The sequence below is a fragment of the Lentzea sp. NPDC051213 genome (genome assembly GCF_044455585.1).
Lineage (GTDB): Bacteria > Actinomycetota > Actinomycetes > Mycobacteriales > Pseudonocardiaceae > Lentzea.
Genome location: NZ_JBITEX010000001.1, coordinates 1,203,251 through 1,224,888 on the forward strand (window position 1 = coordinate 1,203,251; position 21,638 = coordinate 1,224,888).

General features: G+C 70.2%; 20 protein-coding genes and 1 pseudogene. 9 read left to right on the forward strand and 12 right to left on the reverse strand.

Annotated elements, in window-relative coordinates:
* Nucleotides 1-66: 66 nt before the first annotated feature.
* The 4 genes from ACIA8G_RS05140 to ACIA8G_RS05155 all read right to left on the reverse strand — a co-directional run bounded on the left by ACIA8G_RS05140 (nt 67) and on the right by ACIA8G_RS05155 (nt 5,920).
* Entirely contained in the window at nt 67-3,228 is a 3,162-nt protein-coding gene (locus ACIA8G_RS05140; RefSeq protein WP_396416968.1) for a S8 family peptidase, read from the reverse strand.
* A 390-nt stretch (nt 3,229-3,618) separates the two neighbouring features.
* The gene (locus ACIA8G_RS05145; RefSeq protein WP_396416969.1) at nt 3,619-4,071 is read right to left on the reverse strand and encodes a hypothetical protein; all 453 of its coding nucleotides are present in this window, start codon (nt 4,069-4,071) and stop codon (nt 3,619-3,621) included.
* Between the two features lie 42 nt (nt 4,072-4,113).
* Nucleotides 4,114-5,286: a sensor histidine kinase gene (locus tag ACIA8G_RS05150; protein ID WP_396416970.1), complete on the reverse strand. Its 1,173-nt coding sequence runs from the start codon at nt 5,284-5,286 to the stop codon at nt 4,114-4,116.
* The gene (locus ACIA8G_RS05155) at nt 5,267-5,920 is read right to left on the reverse strand and encodes a response regulator transcription factor (protein ID WP_396416971.1); all 654 of its coding nucleotides are present in this window, start codon (nt 5,918-5,920) and stop codon (nt 5,267-5,269) included. The genes ACIA8G_RS05150 and ACIA8G_RS05155 overlap by 20 nt, the downstream gene beginning before the upstream one ends.
* 110 nt (nt 5,921-6,030) lie before the next feature.
* Here ACIA8G_RS05155 and ACIA8G_RS05160 point away from each other — a divergent pair, with 110 nt between their 5' ends.
* The 4 genes from ACIA8G_RS05160 to ACIA8G_RS05175 are packed head-to-tail and all read left to right on the forward strand — an operon-like array spanning nt 6,031 to nt 10,631.
* Entirely contained in the window at nt 6,031-7,080 is a 1,050-nt protein-coding gene (locus tag ACIA8G_RS05160; protein ID WP_396416972.1) for a peptidoglycan-binding protein, read from the forward strand.
* Entirely contained in the window at nt 7,077-7,760 is a 684-nt protein-coding gene (locus ACIA8G_RS05165) for an ABC transporter ATP-binding protein (RefSeq protein WP_396416973.1), read from the forward strand. Before ACIA8G_RS05160 ends, ACIA8G_RS05165 begins: the two co-directional genes overlap by 4 nt.
* Nucleotides 7,757-8,953, forward strand: coding sequence for an ABC transporter permease (locus tag ACIA8G_RS05170; protein WP_396416974.1), 1,197 nt, complete (start codon nt 7,757-7,759; stop codon nt 8,951-8,953). The genes ACIA8G_RS05165 and ACIA8G_RS05170 overlap by 4 nt, the downstream gene beginning before the upstream one ends.
* A gap of 46 nt (nt 8,954-8,999) precedes the next feature.
* Nucleotides 9,000-10,631: an alpha/beta hydrolase gene (locus ACIA8G_RS05175; protein ID WP_396416975.1), complete on the forward strand. Its 1,632-nt coding sequence runs from the start codon at nt 9,000-9,002 to the stop codon at nt 10,629-10,631.
* A gap of 24 nt (nt 10,632-10,655) precedes the next feature.
* On the opposite strand, the pseudogene ACIA8G_RS05180 reads toward ACIA8G_RS05175, so the two are convergent.
* A pseudogene (locus ACIA8G_RS05180) lies at nt 10,656-10,949 on the reverse strand (enoyl-CoA hydratase-related protein); the annotation flags it as partial.
* Between the two features lie 115 nt (nt 10,950-11,064).
* On the opposite strand from ACIA8G_RS05180, the gene ACIA8G_RS05185 reads away from it, so the two are divergent.
* Complete coding sequence (locus ACIA8G_RS05185; RefSeq protein ID WP_396416976.1) at nt 11,065-11,631, forward strand: dihydrofolate reductase family protein; 567 nt, start codon at nt 11,065-11,067, stop codon at nt 11,629-11,631.
* Between the two features lie 33 nt (nt 11,632-11,664).
* Here the strand turns inward: ACIA8G_RS05185 and ACIA8G_RS05190 are convergent, their stop codons facing one another.
* The 3 genes from ACIA8G_RS05190 to ACIA8G_RS05200 all read right to left on the reverse strand — a co-directional run bounded on the left by ACIA8G_RS05190 (nt 11,665) and on the right by ACIA8G_RS05200 (nt 13,524).
* Entirely contained in the window at nt 11,665-12,672 is a 1,008-nt protein-coding gene (locus ACIA8G_RS05190) for an RNA polymerase subunit sigma-70 (protein ID WP_396416977.1), read from the reverse strand.
* Nucleotides 12,673-12,761: 89 nt separating this feature from the next.
* On the reverse strand, nt 12,762-12,956 hold the full coding sequence (locus tag ACIA8G_RS05195; protein ID WP_396416978.1) for a hypothetical protein: 195 nt from the start codon (nt 12,954-12,956) through the stop codon (nt 12,762-12,764).
* A 331-nt stretch (nt 12,957-13,287) separates the two neighbouring features.
* A complete protein-coding gene (locus ACIA8G_RS05200; protein WP_396416979.1) occupies nt 13,288-13,524 on the reverse strand; it encodes a hypothetical protein in 237 nt (78 codons plus the stop codon).
* A gap of 181 nt (nt 13,525-13,705) precedes the next feature.
* Between ACIA8G_RS05200 and ACIA8G_RS05205 the strand changes: the two genes are divergently transcribed.
* Nucleotides 13,706-14,722 (forward strand): hypothetical protein, encoded by a 1,017-nt coding sequence (locus ACIA8G_RS05205; protein ID WP_396416980.1) that lies wholly within the window; start codon nt 13,706-13,708, stop codon nt 14,720-14,722.
* Nucleotides 14,719-15,426 (forward strand): hypothetical protein, encoded by a 708-nt coding sequence (locus ACIA8G_RS05210; protein ID WP_396416981.1) that lies wholly within the window; start codon nt 14,719-14,721, stop codon nt 15,424-15,426. Before ACIA8G_RS05205 ends, ACIA8G_RS05210 begins: the two co-directional genes overlap by 4 nt.
* A 135-nt stretch (nt 15,427-15,561) precedes the next feature.
* On the opposite strand, the gene ACIA8G_RS05215 is transcribed toward ACIA8G_RS05210, so the two are convergent.
* Both ACIA8G_RS05215 and ACIA8G_RS05220 read right to left on the reverse strand, forming a co-directional pair.
* Entirely contained in the window at nt 15,562-16,047 is a 486-nt protein-coding gene (locus ACIA8G_RS05215; protein WP_396416982.1) for a DUF1269 domain-containing protein, read from the reverse strand.
* A gap of 35 nt (nt 16,048-16,082) precedes the next feature.
* A complete protein-coding gene (locus ACIA8G_RS05220) occupies nt 16,083-17,906 on the reverse strand; it encodes a glycoside hydrolase family 15 protein (protein ID WP_396416983.1) in 1,824 nt (607 codons plus the stop codon).
* A 150-nt stretch (nt 17,907-18,056) separates the two neighbouring features.
* On the opposite strand from ACIA8G_RS05220, the gene ACIA8G_RS05225 reads away from it, so the two are divergent.
* Nucleotides 18,057-18,455 carry a hypothetical protein gene (locus tag ACIA8G_RS05225; RefSeq protein ID WP_396416984.1) on the forward strand — a complete coding sequence of 133 codons (399 nt, stop codon included), beginning with the start codon at nt 18,057-18,059 and terminating at the stop codon, nt 18,453-18,455.
* On the forward strand, nt 18,455-19,459 hold the full coding sequence (locus tag ACIA8G_RS05230) for an AI-2E family transporter (protein WP_396416985.1): 1,005 nt from the start codon (nt 18,455-18,457) through the stop codon (nt 19,457-19,459). The genes ACIA8G_RS05225 and ACIA8G_RS05230 overlap by 1 nt, the downstream gene beginning before the upstream one ends.
* 364 nt (nt 19,460-19,823) lie before the next feature.
* On the opposite strand, the gene ACIA8G_RS05235 is transcribed toward ACIA8G_RS05230, so the two are convergent.
* Both ACIA8G_RS05235 and ACIA8G_RS05240 read right to left on the reverse strand, forming a co-directional pair.
* Nucleotides 19,824-20,711, reverse strand: a complete 888-nt coding sequence (locus ACIA8G_RS05235; protein ID WP_396416986.1) for a universal stress protein — start codon at nt 20,709-20,711, stop codon at nt 19,824-19,826.
* A gap of 83 nt (nt 20,712-20,794) precedes the next feature.
* Nucleotides 20,795-21,622: a class II glutamine amidotransferase gene (locus tag ACIA8G_RS05240; protein WP_396416987.1), complete on the reverse strand. Its 828-nt coding sequence runs from the start codon at nt 21,620-21,622 to the stop codon at nt 20,795-20,797.
* Nucleotides 21,623-21,638: the final 16 nt, after the last annotated feature.

A 21,638-nucleotide genomic window follows, 5' to 3' on the forward strand; every position in this document is an offset into this window, starting at 1 on the left:
GCGGATCCGATGCGTGCCGCACAACGCGAAGCACCGCCGAATCGTTCACCACCACCGGCCCCTCCATCACTTGGCGAGCCGGTAGGCGCGGATGATGGTCTCCTCGACGCTGTTGCCGCGGTTGTCGGCCGCGAACACCTTCAGCGACACATGTCCCTCGGCGTGCGGGTGCTTCACCAGCGCGACCGAGCCGGCCACGGGCACCGGCTGCCAGTTCTTCCCGTCGTCAAAGGACGCCTGCACGCGCAACGCCGTCCTGCGGTTGCCCTGCGCGAGGTCGACGCTCAGCGGAATCGGCAATACACCGCCAGGACGTGCCGCGTTGGCACCGTCCAGGGGCGCTGCGAAACCCACCGACATCAGGTGGACCTTCGCGATGTCGCCGGAGTGTTCGGTGCTGAACTCCCACACTCCGGAGACGGACGTGCTCAGATCGGCCACGCTCGACCGGTCACCGCGGGACTCCAGCCGGAGCTTGGAGCGGCCGGCGGGCACCTCGAACGTGCCGGCGCCCGCCTCAGTGGTGCGGCCGAGCTCCTGGTCGCCCTGGTAGAGGACCGTGCTCCCGGTGTCGTAGGCCGAGATGCCGCGTCCTCCCTGACTGTCCGCCCACAACGGGGTGAACACGATCAGCTCGTCGCCGAGCCGTTCGCCGATGGGCATGGTCGGCGCGAAGATCGCGTTGTTGACCCGCTCGGTGTACCGGTGCCCGGCCCGGTAGAACCGTCGCGCTCCCTCGATGATCGCCACCGGGTTCGACCGCGGGACGGCCTGCAGGAAGCCGGTGCCCCACGAACCTGCCATCAAGTGATCGACCGTCTCGCGCGACGCACCGACGCGGATCGGTGCGAACGCACCCTCGGGCGTGCCCAGCCACCGGGCACTCAACAGGGCAACGTGTCCCTCGCGCATCGGCCCGACCGTCCGGCGCACTTCGGCCAGCTCGCGCGCGCCGACCTCGCGGGTGATGCCGTCGGGCAACCTGCCGGTGCCCTCGACAACGTAGCGGTAGGTGGACACGGGGTCCGTTCCGCGCACGACGTCGTGCTGGTACACCTGGTACCGCAGCTCGCCGGGCAGGCTGGGACCGATCTGCCCGATCAGCGGCGGGTGGACGTTGCCGCTGCCGTCGATGTCGTTGAGCAGGGTCAAGGTGGAACCGGTCTGCCGTCCGCCGAGCATGCGGCCGACACTCAGCGTGAACCCGTACGGGACCGCGGCGCGGTCCGGGCCCGTGATCGTGACGGGACGAGCCACCCGGCCGTCGGCGACGACCTCGCGCGGTCCGTCGACGCGCAGCTGCGGCTGGACCACGAGCCTCTGGTCGCTGCCGCCGATAGTGGTGGCCAGGAAGTACTCGCCCTTGGGCACCCGCACGGTCGACACCGCCCCGTTCGGCACGGGCAGGTACCACTTGCCGGTGCGCACGTTCATCAGCGCCTCGTCGTACCGGGTCGTCGGCTTGCCCTCTCCGTCGAGGTGTGAGACGCCCACCTCGTAGCTCTCGACCTCACGGTGTACCGAGAACGCCGTGCGCAGCTCGTTGTTCTGTCCCTTGGCCAGAACGACGCCGGAGTGCGTGCCGTCGGCGGCGGATACACGGGTGTCGCTGGTCAGCACGGCATCGGCCGTGCCGCCCGCCGGGACGGTGAGGGTGGTCGGCGTGACGGTGAACATGCCGGCCGGGCTTGCACCGCCGGGCCCCGAGGCCGTCGCGCTCAGTGCGAGGGTCAGCGGCGCGCTACCGGTGTTGGTGTAGGTGATGCGCGTGCTCACCGGTTGGTCGTCGTCGTGCGGCCAGAGCTGCGTGCCGACGCTCACGCTCGGCGGCTGGGCGGTCAGCGTCTGCCGCATCGCAGCGGGCACGTCGACGTGACCGCTGCCCTGGTCGAACAGGCCGAGCGCGGGATTCGTCTTCGCCGAAGCCATGAGCGCGGACTTGAGCTGCTGACCGTTCCACTCAGGATGGCGCTGGGCGAGGATCGCGGCCGCGCCGGCGACGTGCGGTGTGGCCATGGACGTTCCCGACATCGCCACGTACGAATCGCCGTCCGGGTCGGGCAGCGCGCTCGCGCTCGACTTCGCTGCGGTGATCTTCACGCCCGGTGCGGTCACGTCCGGCTTGAGCCCGTAGTCACCGGTGCGGGGCCCACGGCTGGAGAACTCACCCAGCTTCTCCTCGCGGTCGACGGCACCCACGGCCAGCGCGGCGTCCGCGCTCGCGGGCGAGCCGATCGTCTCCGGCGCCCCGTCGTTGCCCGCCGCGACGACGAAGAGGACGCCCTGCGCGGACAGGCGGCCGATCGCCTCCTCCACCGGGTCGATGCCGGGGCTGTCCGTTCCGCCGAGGCTCATGTTGACGATGTCGGCTCCTTGGGCGGCGGCCCAGTCCATCGCCTCGAGGATCCACGACGTCCGGCCCATGCCGCGGTCGTTCAGCACCTTGCCGTCGAGGATGGACGCACCCGGCGCCACACCGCGGTACTTGCCGCCGGACTTCGCACCGGTACCCGCGATCGTCGAGGCGACGTGGGTGCCGTGGCCGACGACGTCGGGAACCCCGTTGTCGGTGAAGTTCTGCGCCGCGACCTCCTGCCCGGCGAGATCCGGGTGCGTCTCGTCGACACCTGAATCGAGCACGGCGACCTTCACGCCCTTGCCCGTGTAGCCCTCCTGCCACGCCTGGGGCGCACCGATCTGCACGGTGCTGCGGTCCAGCGCGACCTGGTACGTGGCGTCCAGCCACACCTTGCCCACCGACGAGCCGGGGTCTGTGATGGCACGCCACGCCGCCGCCGGATCCGTGGCTGTCATCGCGACCATGCCCGCTGCGGGAAGGTCTCGTTCCACCGTGAGGCCCTGCATCGCGGCGGTGCGCTGCCGTCCCGGCTTCGCCTTGACGATCAGCGGTGTGGCCGCGCGATGCCCGTCTCTCGCCAGCTCGGTCACGTCGAACAGCCTGGGGTCGAGTCTGCCCTCGCTGATCAGGCGACCGGCGTCCGCGGGCACGACGTGCCGGTGCCCGTCGACGATCCGGGTCGTGACGGCCATGCCGGTCCGGCCGGGCCCCGCGACCAGTCCGGCCACCTCGCCGCTGTGGTCGAGCGTCACCCGGTCACCGGTGATCAGCGTGACCCACGTCCCGTCCGCCTGGCGGCCGGTGTCCCCGACGGCCGCTGTCGTACTCGTTGTCCCGGCGACAAGCGCGACGGCCATTCCCGCGGCCATTCGCCGCCACCATTCGTGTGTGGACAACTCGCCCTCCTCGAATAGGAATCGAAACTCCGCGCTGAAGTTAGAATCAGGCCGATGAAGGAACGACGAAGAAGTCAAGCCGTAGTCATGAAAACCGAAACGAATAATTCATTCACAAATTAACGCGACATCGAACTCGACGACGCCAGGGTGATACCTGAGATCGAGGTTTCCGAATGGCTGTGTGCCGCCGTTCGAGGGACTGACCGCACTACTTGATCTTCTCGCGCAGCTCGTTCAGTTCCACCACCTGCACCTATGCCGGCGACAGGTTCGGTCAGTACTGATACGAGGACGGGAGCGTCGGTGTCCGGGCAACAACCGCAACCGTTGCCTCGACTGCAACGCCGCTGGCCGGCGGCGTCACTTCGCGCCTCCACACTCGCGCACTGCCTTCTCCAGCTTGGCCTTGTCGGTCTCCTCGACCACCCTGGCGCCCTCAGGGTCCTGGCGCACCACGATGCCGCGGTCGCGCAGACACTGGTCGTACTTCGCCTGCCGGTCCGCCTCGGCCGGGTCGGTGGTCTTCGCCGGGCCGCTCCCGGCGTACTGCTTGCAGTGCTCCGCCGCCTTCGCGACCTTCTCGGGGTCTTCCTGCAGGGGCCGCTGGGCGGGCTCTCCCCGACCGCCGACGTTCGGATCGGGGTCTGGCACGTTGGCTCCGTTTTCCCGCATGCACTGCGCCCACTTCACCGCCATCTCGTCGGGGTTGGGCAGTGGGTCGACGCGGTTCGACGGTTCGGTCGTGCAACCGGTCAACGCCATCGCCACCGCGATCGCGGCCGCCGTCTTGCCGAGTACTCCGGACATCTTCATCGAGCCTCCTGAAATCGAGCCGGGTGATCCGGCCGCTCAGGTCTACCGGTCTGAGGGTTTCCGGATCGTTTCGCTCGCGACAGGAACCGTGACGGTGACGCGAAGTCCTCCGTTCGACTGGGCTGATGCCGTGACCGTGCCGTCGTGTGCCCGCGCGATCGAGTCCACGATGGACAGGCCGAGACCGCTGCCGCCACGGGTCTGGCCGCGGTGGAACGGTTCGAACAGCAGCGGGATCTCCTCCTCGGTGACCTTCGGGCCCGTGTTGGTCACCACGAGGACGTCATGGCTGGTGCTGACCCACACCGCGCCGCCGGGAGAGTTGTGCCTGATGGCGTTCGTCACCAGGTTGGCGGCGAGTTGCTGCAACAGTGCGTGGTCCCCGAGCACGGTCGAGGCTTTCAGCGCGGTACGCACCCGGACGCCGCTCGCCACCGCTTCCGCCCGGTGCTGTTCCACCGCGCCGGCCACGACCTCGTGCAACGGGACGGGCACGCGGATGTCCAGACCGCGGTCGCTGCGGGCGAGCACCAGCAGGCCGTCGATGAGGCGTTCGATCTGGCGGTTGGCGGTGAGGATCTGGTCACGGGTGCGCGCGGTCTCCGCCGGTGTGGGCTCGCCCGCCAAGCCGATCTGCGCGGCGGCCCGCTGTACCGCGAGCGGTGTGCGCAGCTCGTGCGAGGCGTTCGCGACGAACCGCTTCTGGCTGTCGAATGCGGACTCGAGCCGGTCGAGCATGTCGTCGAGCGTCTCCGCCAGATCGGTGAGCTCGTCGCGGGGCCCGTGCAACGCAAGGCGTTCGTGCAGGTTCGACGACGACAGCCTGCGCGCGGTCGCGGTGATCGTGTGCAGCGGACGCAGCACACGGCCCGACAGCCACCAGCACGCCACAGCGGCCAGCACCGCGACGACGACCAGGCACACCCCGGAGAACAGCAGGAGGGCGTCCAGGGTCAGCGTCTGGATGCGGTTCGCCACGACGTCACCGGAACCGCCGTCGATCGGCGGTGCCGGGGCGACGGCGGGGACGCTGAGCCCTGCACCCTCAGGACCGGTGGCGCGGCGCAGCAGACTGGGAAAGCGGCCGCGCATCAGCAGGTAGATCGCGGCCAGCAAGACCGCGCCGGTACCGAGGAACAGGCTGCTGTACAGCGCGGTCAGCCGTACCCGGACGGTGAACCGGGTGGGTCGCGGGTCAGATCCGGTAACCGGCACCGGGCACCGTCTCGATCACGGCCGGCGCACCGAGCTTGGTGCGCAGCTTCGACATGGCGACTCTGACCGCGCTGGTGAACGGATCGGCGTGCTCGTCCCACGCGAGTTCGAGGAGCCGTTCGGTGCTCACCACCGCGCCCTGGGCACGCAGCAGCACCGCGAGCACCGCGAACTCCTTGGGCGTCAGGCTGATCGGCACGCCGTCGCGGGTCACGGCGCGGTTCGCCACGTCCAGGCGCACACCACCGCGCTCCAGCACCGGTGGCAGGCCCTGGTGGCACCGCCGGCCCAGCGCGTGTACCCGCGCGAGCAGTTCCGGGTACTCGAACGGCTTCGTGAGATAGTCGTCGGCCCCGAGCCGCAGGCCGCCGACCTTGTCGTCCAGCGAACTCGCGGCGGTGAGCATGAGCACCCTGGTCCGGCTTCCCGCCGCGACCAGCTCGGCGCACACCTCGTCACCGTGCCTGCCCGGCAGGTCGCGGTCGAGGATGAGCACGTCGTAGTCGTGCACGGCCAGTTGTTCCTGCGCGGTGAGTCCGTCGTGCACCACGTCGACCGCCATCGCCTCGCGGCGCAGGCCGGCCGCCACCAGTTCCGCGAGCGAAACCTCGTCCTCGGCTACCAGAACCCGCATCCCCCGAGTATGCGTGCGTGGTGGTTTCCAGGTTGTTTCCGGGTGCGCGGAGAGCTTCTGGAAACACCCGTCCGAGTAGATCGGAGCCGGTACCGAGTCGAGGAGGACTGATGAGGCCAGGGAGGTCGTCGCTGCTTGCGACGCTCGCCGGCGTCGCGGTGGTGGCCGGCGTCACCGCGACAATCGTGTTGGACGACGGCGACGACGCCGGGCGACGACAGCAGACTCAGCCAGGCAAGACCGTCGACGTGCGCAGGCAGACTCTCGTCGAGCACGAGTCGCTGCCGGGACGCCTGGGATACGCGGGCAAGTACGACGTTCTCGCTTCCGGTGAGGCCGGCGTGGTCACGACGTTGCCGAAGATCGGCGACGTGGTCGATCGTGGTGCGGCCGTCTACTTCGTGAACGACGTCGCCGTTCCGCTGTTGTTCGGGGACAAGCCCTTCTGGCGTGAGCTGCGGCAGGGGATGACCGCGGGGGCGGACGTCCGCGTGCTGGAGGAGAACCTGAAAGCGCTGGGGTACGGCGTGTCTGCTGTGGATGACAGGTTCGACGGCACGACCGCGGCCGCGGTGCGGAGGTGGCAGCGCAAGATCGGACACGCTCAGACCGGCACGGTCGCGGTGGGCGCGGTGGTGATCACGCCAGGCCCGCTGCGGGTGTCCGAGGTGACACTGCCCGTCGGTGGGCCCGCGCAGGGCAAGGTCCTGTCCGGAACGGGAACGACGCGGCTGGTCGTCGTCGAGGTGCCCGCGGGCAGGCAGTCCCTCGCCGTTGCGGACGCCGAGGTCCACGTCGTGTTGCCCGGTGGCGCGAGGACAACCGGACGCGTCGGCGCGATCGGCAAGGTCGCCGTCGCCCGTGAGGGCAAGGGACCGGTGATCGAGACGGAGGTCCTGCTCACCGACCCGGCCGCGGCCGGTGCGCTGGACGCGGCTCCTGTCGAGGTCGAGTTCGTCGGCGACCGCAGGGAGAACGTGCTGGTCGTGCCCGTGGGCGCACTGCTCGCGCTCCCCGCGGGCGGGCACGCCGTCGAGGTCGTCGACGGCGCGGGCACCAGGAAGGTCGCGGTCGAGCTCGGCATGTTCGCCGCGGGGCAGGTCGAGATCAGCGGACCGGAGCTGCGTGAGGGCGTGCGGGTGAGGGTGGCGGGCGTATGACGCGGGTCATCGAACTGAGCGGTGTGTCGAAGGTGTACGCGGGCGAGGTGCACGCGCTGCGCGCGGTGGATCTCAGCGTGGACGCGGGCGAACTGCTCGCCGTGGTCGGCCCGTCGGGCTCGGGCAAGTCGACACTGCTGCAGCTGATGGGGACGCTCGACCGCCCCACGTCGGGCACGGTCCGGCTGCTGGGGCACGACGTGGCGACGTTGGACGACCGTGCGCTCTCGGCGGTTCGCGCGCACTGGGTCGGGTTCGTGTTCCAGCGGTTCTTCCTCACCTCGCACCTGTCGGCGCTGGGGAACGTGGCGAACGGCCTGCTGTATCAGGGAGAGGGGAGCGCGGAGCGGGGACGGCGCGCGAAGGAGGCCTTGCACAGGGTCGGCCTCGGGCACCGGATCGACCACCTGCCGTCCGAACTGTCCGGTGGCGAACAGCAACGTGTCGCGATCGCCCGTGCCCTGGTGGGCCGTCCGGCGATCGTGCTGGCCGACGAACCGACCGGTGCGCTCGACTCTTCGTCGGGACAGGCCGTGCTGGACCTGTTGCACGAGCTGAACGCGGAAGGCACGACGATCGCGGTGATCACGCACGATCTGGCCGTCGCACGGTCGCTGCCTCGCCAGGTGGAGGTGCTCGACGGCGCCGTGCGCCACGACAGTGCGAGGAGGCCGGCATGACGGACCTGCCTAGGCCCGCCAGGACGAGTGTCGCGGACCTGGTGCGAGAGGGACTCGGTGGCGTGACAGGACGCCCTGCCAGGGCGGTGCTGTCGGCGCTGGGCATCGCGATCGGCGTGGCCGCGATGGTCGCCGTGCTCGGCATCTCCGCGTCGAGTCAGGCCGAGCTCCAAGCGCGGCTCGACGCCCTGGGCACCAACCTGTTGCGCGTCGGAGCGGGGAACACCTCGCTGGGCAAGCCCGCGAAGCTGCCGGAGAACGCGTCGGCCATGGTGACCCGGATCGAGTCGGTGCACCGCGCCGCGGCCGCCGGCACGATCGAGCGAGTACCGGTGCTGCGCAACGACGAGGTGGACCCGCTCGCCACCGGCGGCATCACCGTCGAGGCGGTCGAGCCGGATCTGCTGGGCACGCTCGAAGCCGTCGTCCGCACGGGATCGTGGCTCAACGACGCCACGTCGCGCTACCCCGTGGTGGTGCTGGGCAGTGAGGCGGCGAAACGGCTCGCGGTCGACACGGCAGGAGACCAGGTTTACCTGGGCGGCAGGTGGTTCACGGTGCTCGGTGTGCTCGAACCCGTGCCGCTCGCGGCCGAGTTCGACAGGTCGGCCATGGTCGGCTGGGCTGCGGCGCGGCGCCATCTCGGCTTCGACGGGCATCCGACGACGGTCTACGAACGGTCAGATCCGTCCAGAGTGGACGATGTGCGCGCGTTGCTGCCCGCGACGGTGAACCCGGAGCACCCTGAAGAAGTCGCGGTGAGCAGACCCTCCGACGCATTGGCGGCCCAGCTCCAGGCCAAGGCCACGTTCACGACGTTGCTCCTCGGGCTCGGAGCGGTGGCGTTGCTCGCCGGCGGCGTCGGGGTGGCCAACACGATGGTGATCTCCGTGCTGGAACGCCGGTCCGAGATCGGGCTGCGGCGTGCGCTGGGAGCGCGCCGCAGCCAGGTCAGAGCACAGTTCCTCACCGAGGCCGTGCTGATGTCGGGACTCGGCGGAATGGCCGGCGTGCTGCTCGGCCTCGTCGCGAGCATCGGCTACGCGGTGAGCAACGGATGGCTGGTCGCGTTGCCCGCAGAGGCGATCGCGGGCGGCGTCGCGTCGTCGGTCCTCGTTGGCGTGCTGGCGGGGTGGGTGCCGGCCGGGCGAGCGGCGGCACTGGCGCCGACAGTGGCTCTCGCGGCGACCTGATCGCGGAAACCATCCGGAAACGCGGCCGCCGGTAGACCTTCACACCATGAGAACCACACGAGGCGTCACCCTGCTCGTCACGGCGTTGGCGGCGGGAAGTGTTGTCACAGCGGTGAATCCGGCGGCTCTTGCGTACGACCGGGGGCTCGCCCCGTTCTACGCGCAGACCGCCGAATGGAAGGACTGCAACGTCCTGTTCCCCGATCCCGTGGCGGCCACGGCCAGCGCGGAGTTCCCCGAGTGTGCGGCGATCGCGGTGCCGAAGGATTACCGGCGGCCCCAGGCAGGCACCCTGAGCATCGCGGTGCACCGGCGCAAGGCCAAGGACCCCGCCCGGCGCCAGGGCGTGCTGATGCTCAACCCCGGCGGGCCTGGCGGTGACGGCATCCTGATGCCGGGCCAGTTCGGCAACCAGGAGATCGCCAAGACGTTCGACCTGATCGGGTTCTCCCCGAGGGGAACGGGACACTCGACCAGACTGTGGTGCGATGTGGACAGCGGGGCCCGTACGACGTCGAACAGGCCGACCGACGAGCAGTTCGCCGCGATCACCGAGGAAGCTCGCAGGCTCGAGGAGCAGTGCGCACGGACGGGTGGTGATCTGCGTGAGCACATCACCACCGCCAACACCGCCAGGGACATGGACATCATCCGTGCGGCCACCGGCGAGAAGAAGATCAACTACTTGGGCTTCTCCTACGGCACCTACCTGGGCGCGGTCTACGGCAGCCTGTTCCCCAAGCACCTGAACCGCAGTGTCCTGGACTCGTCGATGCACCCGGACTGGTTCTACTACGAGGCCAACAAGACCCAGGCCGTTGCCTCCAGGCAGAACTTCGACGCCTGGGCGGCATGGGTGGCTCAGCGCAACGACACCTACGGCCTCGGCCGCACCCAGGACGAGGTGCGCGCGGCGATGGACGCGCTGGGGGAGCGGCTGGCCCTCAAGCCGGTACCGGGTGGGCCGCCGCACGCGCCATTGGTCACCAGGGACGTGCTGGACCGGATGCTCGGGTACGACACCGTCGAGCGCCCGAGCTGGCACGTCACCACCTTGACGATCCTCGCGATTCGCAAGGCTTCCGAGACCGGCGCACTGCCCGCGGATGCCGGCTCAGCGCTGGGTGTGCTGATGGAAGGCCGGGAAACCGAGCGTGTCAACGGTGTCTGGTACGCCGTGACGTGCGAGGCGAAATGGTCCACTGATCTCAACGTCTACTACCGGCAGATGCGGATCTTCCGGGAACGCTACCCCTACGGCCCCGGTGCGATGGCCGCCGCGCCGCAGCATTGTGTCTTCAGCTCGTCCCCGCCCGCCGAGAAGCTGACGCGGCTGCGGCGAGCCGGCTATCCGGCCGGGCTCGTGGTGCAGGCCGAGTTCGACCCGAGTACCCAGTACGAGGGCGGTCCGGCCATGGCACGCAGGCTTTCCGGCCGCCTGCTGACCGTGACCGACGAAGGCGGCCACGGCATGTACGCGCGGAACGCCTGTGCCACCAAGCGCGTGGACGACTACCTGATCAACGGCGTGCTGCCGGCCGCTGGGGCGACGTGTCCCGGTGCGCCGCGGCCCGACGTCGCTCCGGACGGACAGCCGAAGTCCGCGCCGCCGGCAGGTTCGCTGACCGACCAGGCGAGGGCCGTGGCGGAGCTTTCTCCGCGAACAGGTCTGCGGTAATCCCTCCTGACGCCGTTTCCAGACCGGTTCGCGGCCCTCCTTGAACGCGGCAGCGCCTTCGCGGGCGTCCTCGGTCTCGATGGCCGCTCGGAAGTGGGCGTCCTGCTTGTCCCACATGTTCTCCAGCGTCCAGTCCTGCTGTTCGGTGAGGATGCGCTTGGTCGCGGCGATGGCCAGCGGGCCGCCGGCCATGAGGTGCCGCGCGAGTTCGATCGCGTGGTCGAGCGCCGTTCCCGGCTCGACCACGCGGTTGACCACGCCGAGGAGTAGAGGCGTTCGGCCCTGTGCGCCTGGCTCGGCGGAACCCTCTGGTGGCACTCCTGCTCACACCGCTCCACCCGATCTTCTCCACGCACGCAGATCGCGCACCGATTAGCTTTCCGCGCCGCGCCCGTCTGTACCTGTGAAATCGACCCACAGGAGGCTGGCACCGATGCGGAAACTGATCTTCGGCATGAACGCGACCCTGGACGGCTACATCGCCGCGCCCGGCGACGACATCGGCTGGAGCGGGCCGCCGAGCGACGAGCTGTTCCAGTGGTGGCTCGACCACGAGCGGGCAATCGATGTGACGCTGTACGGGCGCAAGCTGTGGGAGACGATGAGCTCCTACTGGCCGACCGGCGACCAACAGCCGGACGCCACGCCGGCGCGGGTCGAGTTCGCGCGGAACTGGCTGGACACGCCGAAGGTGGTGTTCTCCTCGACGATCGACGAGGTCGACTGGAACACCCGCCTGGTCACCGGCGACGCGGTCGCCGAGATCACCCGCCTCAAGGCCGAGGACGGCGGCCTGATGAGCATCGGCGGCGCAACGCTCGCCGGGGCGGCCATGCGGGCCGGGTTGATCGACGAGTACGCCCTGGCCACCTACCCGGTCATGGTCGGCAGCGGCACGCCGTTCTTCACGGCGCTGGACAGCTGGGTGAACCTGAACCTGGTGGAGACCCGGACGTTTCCCGGCGGCGTGGTGCTGACCCGATACGAGACGAGGCGATGAGCACGGGCCACGTGCTCGTGAGGCCAGGTGTGATCACAGTGTCGGGGGCAGGTCCAGCCATGGTTTGTCGGAGGCGTCGAAACCGGTGAGCTCGGCGATCTTTCCGTCGACGATGTGCAGGACCGCGATGGCGAACAGCCGGTACTCCGGGTCGTTAGGGGTGCGTATGTAGAGCGCGGCGGCCGGCATGCGGTTGACCGTCGTGCTGATACCGCGCCAGTCGTCGTAAGGGGGTTGGAAGAGTCCACCGGAGACCCAGCCGTCCACCGCGTCCTTGGCCGTCGTGGTCAAGGTGCCCCGCTCGGGCAGCATCGCGAAGCGCAGGTCGTCGCGCAGCAGGGACGTCAGCCCGTCGAGGTCGTTGCGCTCATGGGCGTCGATGTACGACTTCACCACGCCGCGCTCGTCATTCGACAGCTCGTGCGTGGCGGGGCTCCGCCAGTCGAGGCGGCGGCCGGGCAGCTGCTCGCGCATCGTCACGCGCGCCCGCTGCAGTGCGCTGGTCACGGATGCGACGGTCAGCTCGAGGGCGTCAGCGGCATTCGACGCCGGCCAGCCGAGGACGTCGCGGAGGATGAACACCGCTCGCTGCCGCGGCGGCAGGTGCTGGACGGCGACGACGAACGCCAGCTCGATCGTCTCCCGCCTCACCACCGATTCCTGGGGGTCCTCGGGGAGCATCCGGTCTGGGTACGGCTGCAGGTACAGCACCTCGGACCCGGAGTCCGGCAGCTCGGCCGGCACGGGTGTGCGGTCGTTGCGCTTCTCCAGGTAGTCGAGGCAGGCGTTCGTCGCGATCCGGTACAGCCAGGTCCGCAGTGCGGCGTGGCCCTTGAACGACTCCCGCTTGTTCCACGCTCGCAGGAACGTCTCCTGCGTCAGGTCCTGGGCGTCGTCGTAGTTCGCGAGCATCCGGTAGCAGTGCACCTGCAGCTCACGCCGGTGGCGCTCCGTGATGAGCGCGAACCGCGCCGCATCGCCTGAGCGGACCGCCGCGATGAACGTGGCCTCGTCGGCGCCCAGCGGTCTAGCGTCGGTCATGGTCATCGATCCTTCCACCGGTGTGAGGGGGCTGCCAGAACTGACGGCGTGGCGGAGGATTTCTGATCGGTAGGACCGCTGCCGAGAGGTCACAGTGGATTGGTGGTGAGTCTGCCGAGCAGCACCAGCTTCAGCCGGTCCGGCGGCTGCCGGGTGAGCAGGTCGATGGTGGCGAGATCATCCGGGTCGCGCAGTTCGTGGACGTTGTCCAGCACCAGGCACGCGGACACGGGTACGTGGTCGAACGCGGCCACGATCGCCGAGGAGAAGCCAGGTTCGGACACGGGATCGGGTCGAGATGGTCCTGGTCCGGCCAGACGCCGGTGAGCGCGTCGCGAACCGCGATGCGCAGCCGTGCGGGCGTGCTGTCGTGCTCGTCCAGCGACAGCCACGCGACCCGGTGGGCGCGACGGCGCGCCCACTCCGCGAGCAACGTGGTCTTGCCGCACCCCGCGGGCCCGGTCACGATCGTGACCGGCGCCGAACGGCCGGGACAGGGACTCGGAACCTGGGCGGACTGGTGTCGCGCGCTGGTCGCTCGCACTCCGAACTGTCGGACATGGCGATGACTCTCCCCGATGGAATTGTCGTGGATGATCATGTGATCGAACCGCATCATTTCGCCGGGCAGGTGGGCCGGACCGTCTTGCCCGGATGGGACATCATGACGAGCGCACGCCCGGCCAACCCGACCAGCCTCGGCAGCAGTCCGACGGCCGCGAGCACACCGGTGACCGCGAGCGGAGACGTCTGCCCGCACTCGTCGTCGCCGGTACCGGCGACGAGGAACGAGAACAGCACGACGGCCAGCACGATGCGACGTGATCGGGAACGATCTGGTTGACGGCTCATGGAAGACCGCACCTCCTTCGTGCTCCGACGCTGCTCGCCGTGCGCACGGCGGACTTCCCCCGCACGGGGCGGTAGTGCACGCGTGCGGGCAACCCGGTTCATCCGCGCCGGGTGAGGAAGCGGATCACCACGTCCCCGGAACCTGTGGCCAGTCCATGACGGGGAAAGAGGAGTCGCTGCCGTGCCCAAGACCTGCCGACCCGCGCTGCGGGATCTGATCGACGTCGTCTGGCCCGCACGGCCGGTCGCGTCCGTCTACATGGGATCGAGTCCGTCGCACTCGTGGCGGTCGCGCTGGGTTCGCCTCGCCGACCAGCTGCGGGGCGACGGGGCGGACGACGACGTCGTCGGTCCGATCGGTGCCGCGCTGCACCGGGCGCACGCCGCTGATCCGTCCGCGGGAACGCTGGTGGCGTTCGCGGGCTACGAGGTGCCACCGCGGGTCTTCCACGCGCCGGGACTGCACCATCTGGACCACGCTTGGTTCAGCTCGCCCGCGCATGTGCTCCCGCTGCTCGCTTGGGTGCAGGAGCGGCCGCCGTGCGTGGTCGTGGCCGCCGACCGCGAGACCGCCGAGCTGGGCACGGCCGGCACCGGACGGGTGTCGTTGTGCTACGGCGGCTGGAACTGGCGCGAGGGTGTGCGATCCGCTGCGGCGGCTGCCGCGGCGATGCTGGCCCGGGAGGACGCCAGGGTGCTGATCGTGGCGGGGGAGGACGACGTGGCGGTTGCGTTGTGGGACGCGCTTCCCGCACCCGTCCGGCGCGACACGACGGTTCGCAGGGTCGGCACCGACCTGAGCCCGAGCAGAGTCGAGGACGAGGTGCGCGCGGCCGCCCACACGTGGACCGCGGGAGTGCTGGCGGACTTCCACGAACGCGGGCGCGCCCGGCAGCTGGGGGTGGAGGGCGTGGACGACACCCTCGGCGCACTGGCAGCCGGCAGGGTGGACGACCTGTTCGTCGGTCAGCCGGAGGACGTCACCGCCACCGCGTGGTACGGCCTCGCGCCGACCGACGTCGCTCCCGGCCACCCCGCGGGATCTCGCCGCCGCTGCGGGCTGCTCGCGGACGTGGCGGTGCGCGCGGCGTTGCTGAGCGGTTCGCGGGTCCACGTGATCACCGCCGGTACCCGGCGTGCTCCCGAGGACGGCATCGGGGCGCTGTGCCGCGTGCCGCTGACCCTGGTGCGGCCGTGACCGCGGAGCTGGTGCCGCTGCGCACCGGGTTCGACGTCGCGTGGCTGGGTTTTCGTCGCGATCAGGTGTGGTGCTACGTCCACGAGGCGGAGCGCGACATCGAGGCGCTCACCGCGGACCGCGACGCGGCGGAGGCCAGAGCGGAGGCACTCGCCGGGCACCTGAAGCGCGAGCGGGAGGAGAACCGCGCGCTGCGGGAGCGGCTAGACCGGCTGCGCGCCGTGCCGCAGTCCCCGTACGCGGCCGGCGAACGCCTGCGGTACGTCGTGGAGACAGCGTTCGCTCAGGCGGCTGAGATCACCGAACGGGCCACCGCGCTGGAGGACCACGCACGGGAGTCTGCCCGCCGCACGCAGGCCGAGCATCGGGAGTTGCTGGCCCAGACCCGTGTGCGCATGGCACGGATCCTGCGGGAGGGGGAGGCGGGCCGCCGTGCGCTGGACGAGGCGGCAGCCCGCCACCGGGCGAAGGTCACCGAGGACTTCGAGCTGGCGCTGGCGTTGCGGCGCAGGCGGACCTGCCACGACGTGCGGCTGATGGAGGAGACCGCGCGCCGGCGGGCGGAGAGCCTCGTGCGGGAGGCGACCCGCCGGGCCGACGTGATCAGCGAGCATCGCGACCACGTCGCGGACGTGCTGCGGGTTGTGCATTCCCTGTTGAGTGAGGCGGCCGTGCAGGTGCAGGCAGGGGATCCGGCACGGTGAACGCCAGAACGAACGCCAGAACCGGCCGGAGCACGGTGTTCCGTGCTCCGGCCGGTCCATCGGCGGGCGGAGGCGCGCAGGCGCAGCACCCCGGCAGCCGTTGCCTGCCGGCCACCGCCGCGATCATCGTGCGGGTCAGGACGCGAACGTCTCCCGCAGCAGCTCTTCCTGCTCGGTCGTGAGGTTGGTGGTCAGCAGGGTGGCGCCGGTCGGCTTGAACCTCTCGGCCACCCGGTCGACGACGGCGTGCTCGGACATCACGAACAGCGCGGACGTACCGGGCGTGATGGTGTCCCCGACCTCCTTGATGAAGTCGTCGTCGATGCCCGCACGGGACATCGATCCGGCCAGCGCGCCGACGCCCGCGCCGATCGCCGCACCCAGCACGGGCACGAAGAAGATCAGCCCGAACAACAGCCCCCAGAAGCCGCCGCCGAGCGCTCCCGCACCGGTGAGCTTGCCGAGCTCCCTGGTCTTCGGCCGTTTCGCGTCCGGCTCCCAGTACACGTAGGCCGCGTCGCGGACGACGATCAGCTGCTGGTCCTGCAGCTTCGTCAGCTCCTGGAGCGCGCTGTGCGCTCCCTCGGTCGTGTCGAACTTCCACACGGTCAAAGTCGCCATGCCGATCACTGTTCGAGGCGGGCACCGCCGCGTCCTCACCCGTCGCGAGTGAGCTGCTCGTCGAGGGTGACGGCGGCGTCGATGAGGGCCAGGTGGGTGAACGCCTGCGGGAAGTTGCCCAGCTGTTCCCCGGTCACCGCGATCTCCTCGGCGTAGAGCCCCACGTGGTTGCCGTAGGTCAGCATCTTCTCGAACACCAGCCGTGCCTTGCGGGCCTGTCCCGACAACGTCAGCGCGGTCACGTAGTTGAAGGTGCACAACGAGAACGAGCCCTCCGAGCCACGCAGTCCGTCAGGTGCCGCGTCCGTGTCGTAGCGCCGCACGAGGCTGTCGCTGACCAGCGACTCCATCGCGTCGAGTGCGTCCAGCCAGACCGGGTCGCGTGGCGCGACGAACCCCACCTGTGCCATCCGCAGCAACGACGCGTCGAGGACCTGCGAGCCGTACCGCTGCACGAACGCTCCGGTGCGGTGATCCCACCCCTGCTCCCAGATCTGGCCGTAGATCCGGTCGCGCTGCGAGCGCCACCGCGCCACCGGCGCGGGTTTTCCCTCGCTCTCGGCGATGCGGATCGCCCGGTCGAACGCGACCCAGCTCATCACCCGGCCGTAGGTGAAGTCCGCGCGTCCTCCCCGCGTCTCCCAGATCCCCTCCTCCGGCTGGTTCCAGTTCTCCGCCAGCCAGTCCAGCAGCTCGACCACCGCGTGCCAGCCCCGATGCCCGATGCGCACGCCGCTCAGGTGGGCGGCGTGCACGCTGTCCAGCAGTTCGCCGTAGATGTCGAGCTGCAACTGCCCGGCCGCGTCGTTGCCCACCCGCACGGGTGTCGACCCCCGATGCCCCTCCCAGTGGTCGAGCACGTGTTCGATGAGGTCGGCCGACCCGTCGACCGCGTACATCACCCGCAGCGGTTCACCCTCCACGAACCGCTCGGTGAGCCAGCCGCCGAACGCCGCCGCCTCGTCGGTGTATCCCAGTCGCAGCAACGACCCGACGGCGAACGAGGCGTCCCTGATCCAGGTGTAGCGGTAGTCCCAGTTGCGCTCGCCGCCGAGCTGTTCGGGCAGTCCTGCCGTCGGGGCGGCGACGATCGCCCCGGTCGGCGCGTAGGTGAGCAGCTTCAGGGTGATGGCGGAACGATCGACCGCTTCCCGCCACCGGCCCCGGTAGGTGCCGCGGGCGAGCCAGTCGTGCCAGAACCGCACGGTCCGCTCGAACAGCGACTGCGCCTCCGCGGCGGGGACGGCGCGCGGCGGACCGTCCACACCGGACTCCAGCACGACGCCGCGGGTCTGCCCTTCCTCCAGGGAGATCGTGGCGCGCAGGTCGCCGGTGTCGGTGATCTGCCCGGACATCAGCCGGGCGTCTCCCGGTTCACGCACGGCGTGCAGCACCACGCCGAACTCGCCGCACGCGAAGATCACTCCGTCGTCGGTGAGGTGCGCGCGGTGGGCCCGGCGGCCGTAGTCGAACCGCGGGGCCACGTCGAGCTCGAACGTGATCCGCCCGCGGACGCACCGCACCAGGCGAACGAGCCGGTGCCGTTCGGTGGCACCCTCGTCCGGCAGCGGCGGCATGAAGTCGATGACCTCCCCGGTGCCGCCCTCTGTCATGAACCGGGTGATCAGCACCGCCGTGTCCGGGAAGTACAGCTGCTTTCCGGTGCCGGTGAACCCGGCGGGCCGGATGCGGCAGAACCCGCCGCGCTTGCGGTCCAGCAGCGAGGCGAACACCGAGGGCGAGTCGAACCGAGGGCAGCAGAACCAGTCCACGGTGCCGTCGGTGGACACCAGCGCGGTGGTCTGAAGGTCGCCGATCAGCCCGTGATCGGCGATCGGCGCGTATGGGGGTGTGGTCATGGTGAAGAGGCTCGACCGGCGGACAGACCCCGGTCTTCACCCGGTGGAGCGGACACGTGCCCTGGCACTCACACGCGGCGGGTGAAGATCCACGCGACGGCGCCGGTACACGGTTGCCGCACCAACCCTTCGCTACACAACGGAGGCACGATGCAGGACACAGGCTGGCTCGGCTGGATCTGGTTCGCGGGCATCATGATGATCGTCATGGGGGCGTTCAACGCCATCGAGGGGCTCGTCGGGTTGTTCCGCGGCGAGTACTACGTCGCCAACGGCGAGCAGGTGATCGTCTTCGACCTCACCACGTGGGGCTGGATCACCCTGTTGCTCGGCGTGCTCGTGGCGCTCGCGGGCGCGGCGCTGCTCTCCGGCTCCGCGTGGGCCAGGGTGGTCACGGTGATACTCGCCGTCGTGAACGCGGTGGCACAGCTCGCGTTCGTCTCGGTGCACCCGCTGTGGTCGACGATCGTCATCACCCTGTGCGTGGTGGTGATCTGGGCCGTCGTGGTGCACGGCAACGAGGCGGCGCTCGAGTCGTCACCCCGTTGATGCCACGCGCATTGACGATGCTGCTCGGCGCCGCGTCGGCGGTGGTCGTGGTCGCCGGGCTCAAGGCGGTCGCGTGGCTGGTGGCGCCCACCGTGCTGGCGGGGCTGATCGTGATCGCGATCAGCCCCGCGCACCGGTGGCTGCGCGGCCGCGGCGCGCCGTCGTGGTTGGCGACGACGGCTGTCGTGGTGCTGGTGTACGCGGTGCTGACCGCGATCGCGGTGACGGTGGTGGTGTCCGGTGTGCGGCTGGCCGGGATGCTGCCCGAGTACGCGGACCACCACCTGGTGCAGCAGGCGCACCACGTGCTCGCCGGCCTCGACCGCGGCAAGGTGCTCTCCTCGCTCGGGGGTCTGCTCAGCGACCTGACCGGGCTCACCACGAGCCTGGTGTTCCTGTTGGCGCTGCTGCTGTTTCTCGGCGTCGAGGTGCACTGGACGGACAGCAGGCTGGCCGAGATCGCGGACCAGCGGCCGCACCTGACCGTCGCGCTGCGGGAGTTCGCCCGCCGCACCCGGCGCTACCTGCTGGTGACGACGGTGTTCGGTGCGATCGTGGCGGCACTGGACACGGTGGCGCTCGCACTGCTGGGCATCCCGCTCGCCCTGCTGTGGGGCGTGTTGTCCTTCGTCACCAACTACATCCCCACCGTCGGCTTCCTGCTCGGGGTGCTGCCGCCCGCCGCCCTCGCCCTGCTGCAGCACGGTACGCGCCGCGCGGTGGCGGTGCTCGCGGTGTACGGGGTGCTGAACTTCGTGGTGCAGTCGCTGGTGCAGCCCCGCTACACCGGCGACGCCGCGGGGCTGTCGACGACCACGACGTTCCTCTCGCTGGCGTTCTGGGCGTGGGTGCTCGGACCGCTCGGCGCGCTGCTGGCGGTGCCGCTCACCGTGCTGGTGAAGGTGCTGCTCGTGGACGCGGACCCGCGCGCGGGCTGGGCTGCCGCCCTGCTGCGCACCCGATCACACAGCCGGCAACACGGGGAAACCCCACGGGTGCAATGACACGAAGAGCAGGTGAACCGCCAGGCTGGTGGCGGGCGGCCTTCGGCGGGTCACCTGGCGCGGGTGGTTCGGCCGGCGACATCACGCCGGCGGGGGACTGGCCCCTCGTGAGCCGGTCTCCCCGGCGGCAGAATGGGTCGTGAAGACCGCGTTCGTGTTCGCAGGCGGCGGAAGTCTGGGCGCGGTCGAGGTGGGCAGGCTCGCGGCGCTAGCCGGCGAGAGCGATCTGGCACGCGGCCCACCCTGGTCCCGAGGGGGTCGGCACCCCACGGATCTGTGGATGTCGTTGTCCCGCAACGACGTCTTCCCGATCCGGCCGGTGCGCGGCCTCCTCGGTGTGTCTGCGCGCGGTTTCCCGCATCCGTCACCGGATGAGACCGACTCGCCGTTCCGCCGAGGTCACGACCACCAACGGACAGGGCGCGTGCGAAACGAGAGCCTGACTCGTCGAGCCGAGCAACATGCCGTCGAACCCGCCGCGTCCATGACTGCCCACCACCAGGAGCTGCGCCTCGGCGCCGTACCGCATGAGCACCCTGACCGGGCGGTCCCGCGGTACTGCGCGCTCCACCCGCACGTCCGGGTACCGGTTCTGCCACCTGGCGAGCACCTCGCGGTCGTCATCCTCCGCCGCGTCCCTGGCCGCGGCGAAACGGGAGGTGTGGTAAGCGCTCTCCACGGTGAAACCGGGCCGGCACAGGATCACCGTGAGCCGGGCTCCGCGCAGTGAGGCGGCCTCGAAGGCGAACGCCAGCGCGGCCTCGCTCGTCGGCGAACCGTCGTGGCCCACCACGATCGGGCCGTCGACCGCCGCCAGGCCACGCACGATCACCAGCGGGCACCTCCCGTGCGAGGCGAGTGCGGCCGCTGTCGACCCGACCAGCAGGCCGCGGACGTTGCCGATGCCCTGTGCTCCGAGCACCAGCAGCCGCGCGCGCCGGGACTCCTCGATCAGCAGGCTCGTCGCGCCACCGCTGAGCGTCTCGGTCGCTACCTCCACTTCCGGCTCCGTGGCGCGGGCGGCCGCGGCGGCCTCGGTCAGCCGCGCCACGGCCCGCTCCTCGGCGGCGCGCCGGACGTCGTCGCCCGTCCCGGTGACGGCGAGATGTTCTTCGGTGAGCAACGAGAACGCGTGCACCAGCCGCAGCGGGGCGCAGCGCCGGGCGCATTCGTCGGCGGCCCACATCACCGCGGCGAGCGCGGACGACGAGCCGTCGACACCGGCAACGACCGGTGCGGCGGGTTCCATCATCGTGGTTCCTCCAGTTCGGCCTCGGATGTGTGGAACAACGGTCTCCCCTGCCGCATCACCCGGAGCGGGCGACGCCGTTGCCGTCACCGGCGGGGCTGGAACGGGCGGAGCTCCTCGACGCCGCCCCGCGCGATGAGACAGGTCGACTCCGGCACCTCACGCCAGGCACCGTGCAGGTCGCCCAGCGGTTCCGACACCACGAGCCGCGTGTCGGGGGAGAGCGAGTGCAGTGTCGGGTTGTCCGGATACTGCTGCCGCAGCGTCGTGATGTCGGTGCTGTGGAACAGACTGCGCGACCTGCCTTCGCTGGAGTAGCGGAAGGCCCAGGTGGTCTCGCCGTCGGTGGTGGCGATCGTCATCTGGATCGGATGCGCCACGCCGTGGTTCCTGCCGATCGCCTCGACGAAACCGACGGTGCGGGCGACGGCGGTGGGCGGATCCTCCTCCAGGCCGAAGGTCAGCGCGAGGAAGAAGAGGATCTCCGAGTCGGTCGATCCCTCGATCTCGGCGTAGAGCGAGGGATCGACCACCAACGAGAGTTCCCGGCGCACCAACGGGAAATCGGCGATGAGCCCGTTGTGCATCCACAGCCGGCGACCGTGCCGGAACGGATGGCAGTTGGTCTGCTGGACCGCTGTGCCGGTGGAGGCGCGGACGTGCGCGAAGACGACACCCGCCGCGGTCTGCGCTGCCAGCTCACGCAGGTTGCGGTCGTTCCAGGCGGGTTCCGTGCTGAGGAACAGGCCCGGCGCCGGCGCGGTCGCATACCAGCCGACACCGAAGCCGTCACCGTTGGTGGTCTCCACTCCCAGCCGGGAGTGCTTGCTCTGGGTGACGAGCGAGTTCGCCGGGACGTAGAGGAGCTCCTCCAACAGGACAGGGGAACCGGAATACGCGAGCCATCGGCACATGCTTGGTCTCCTCAGG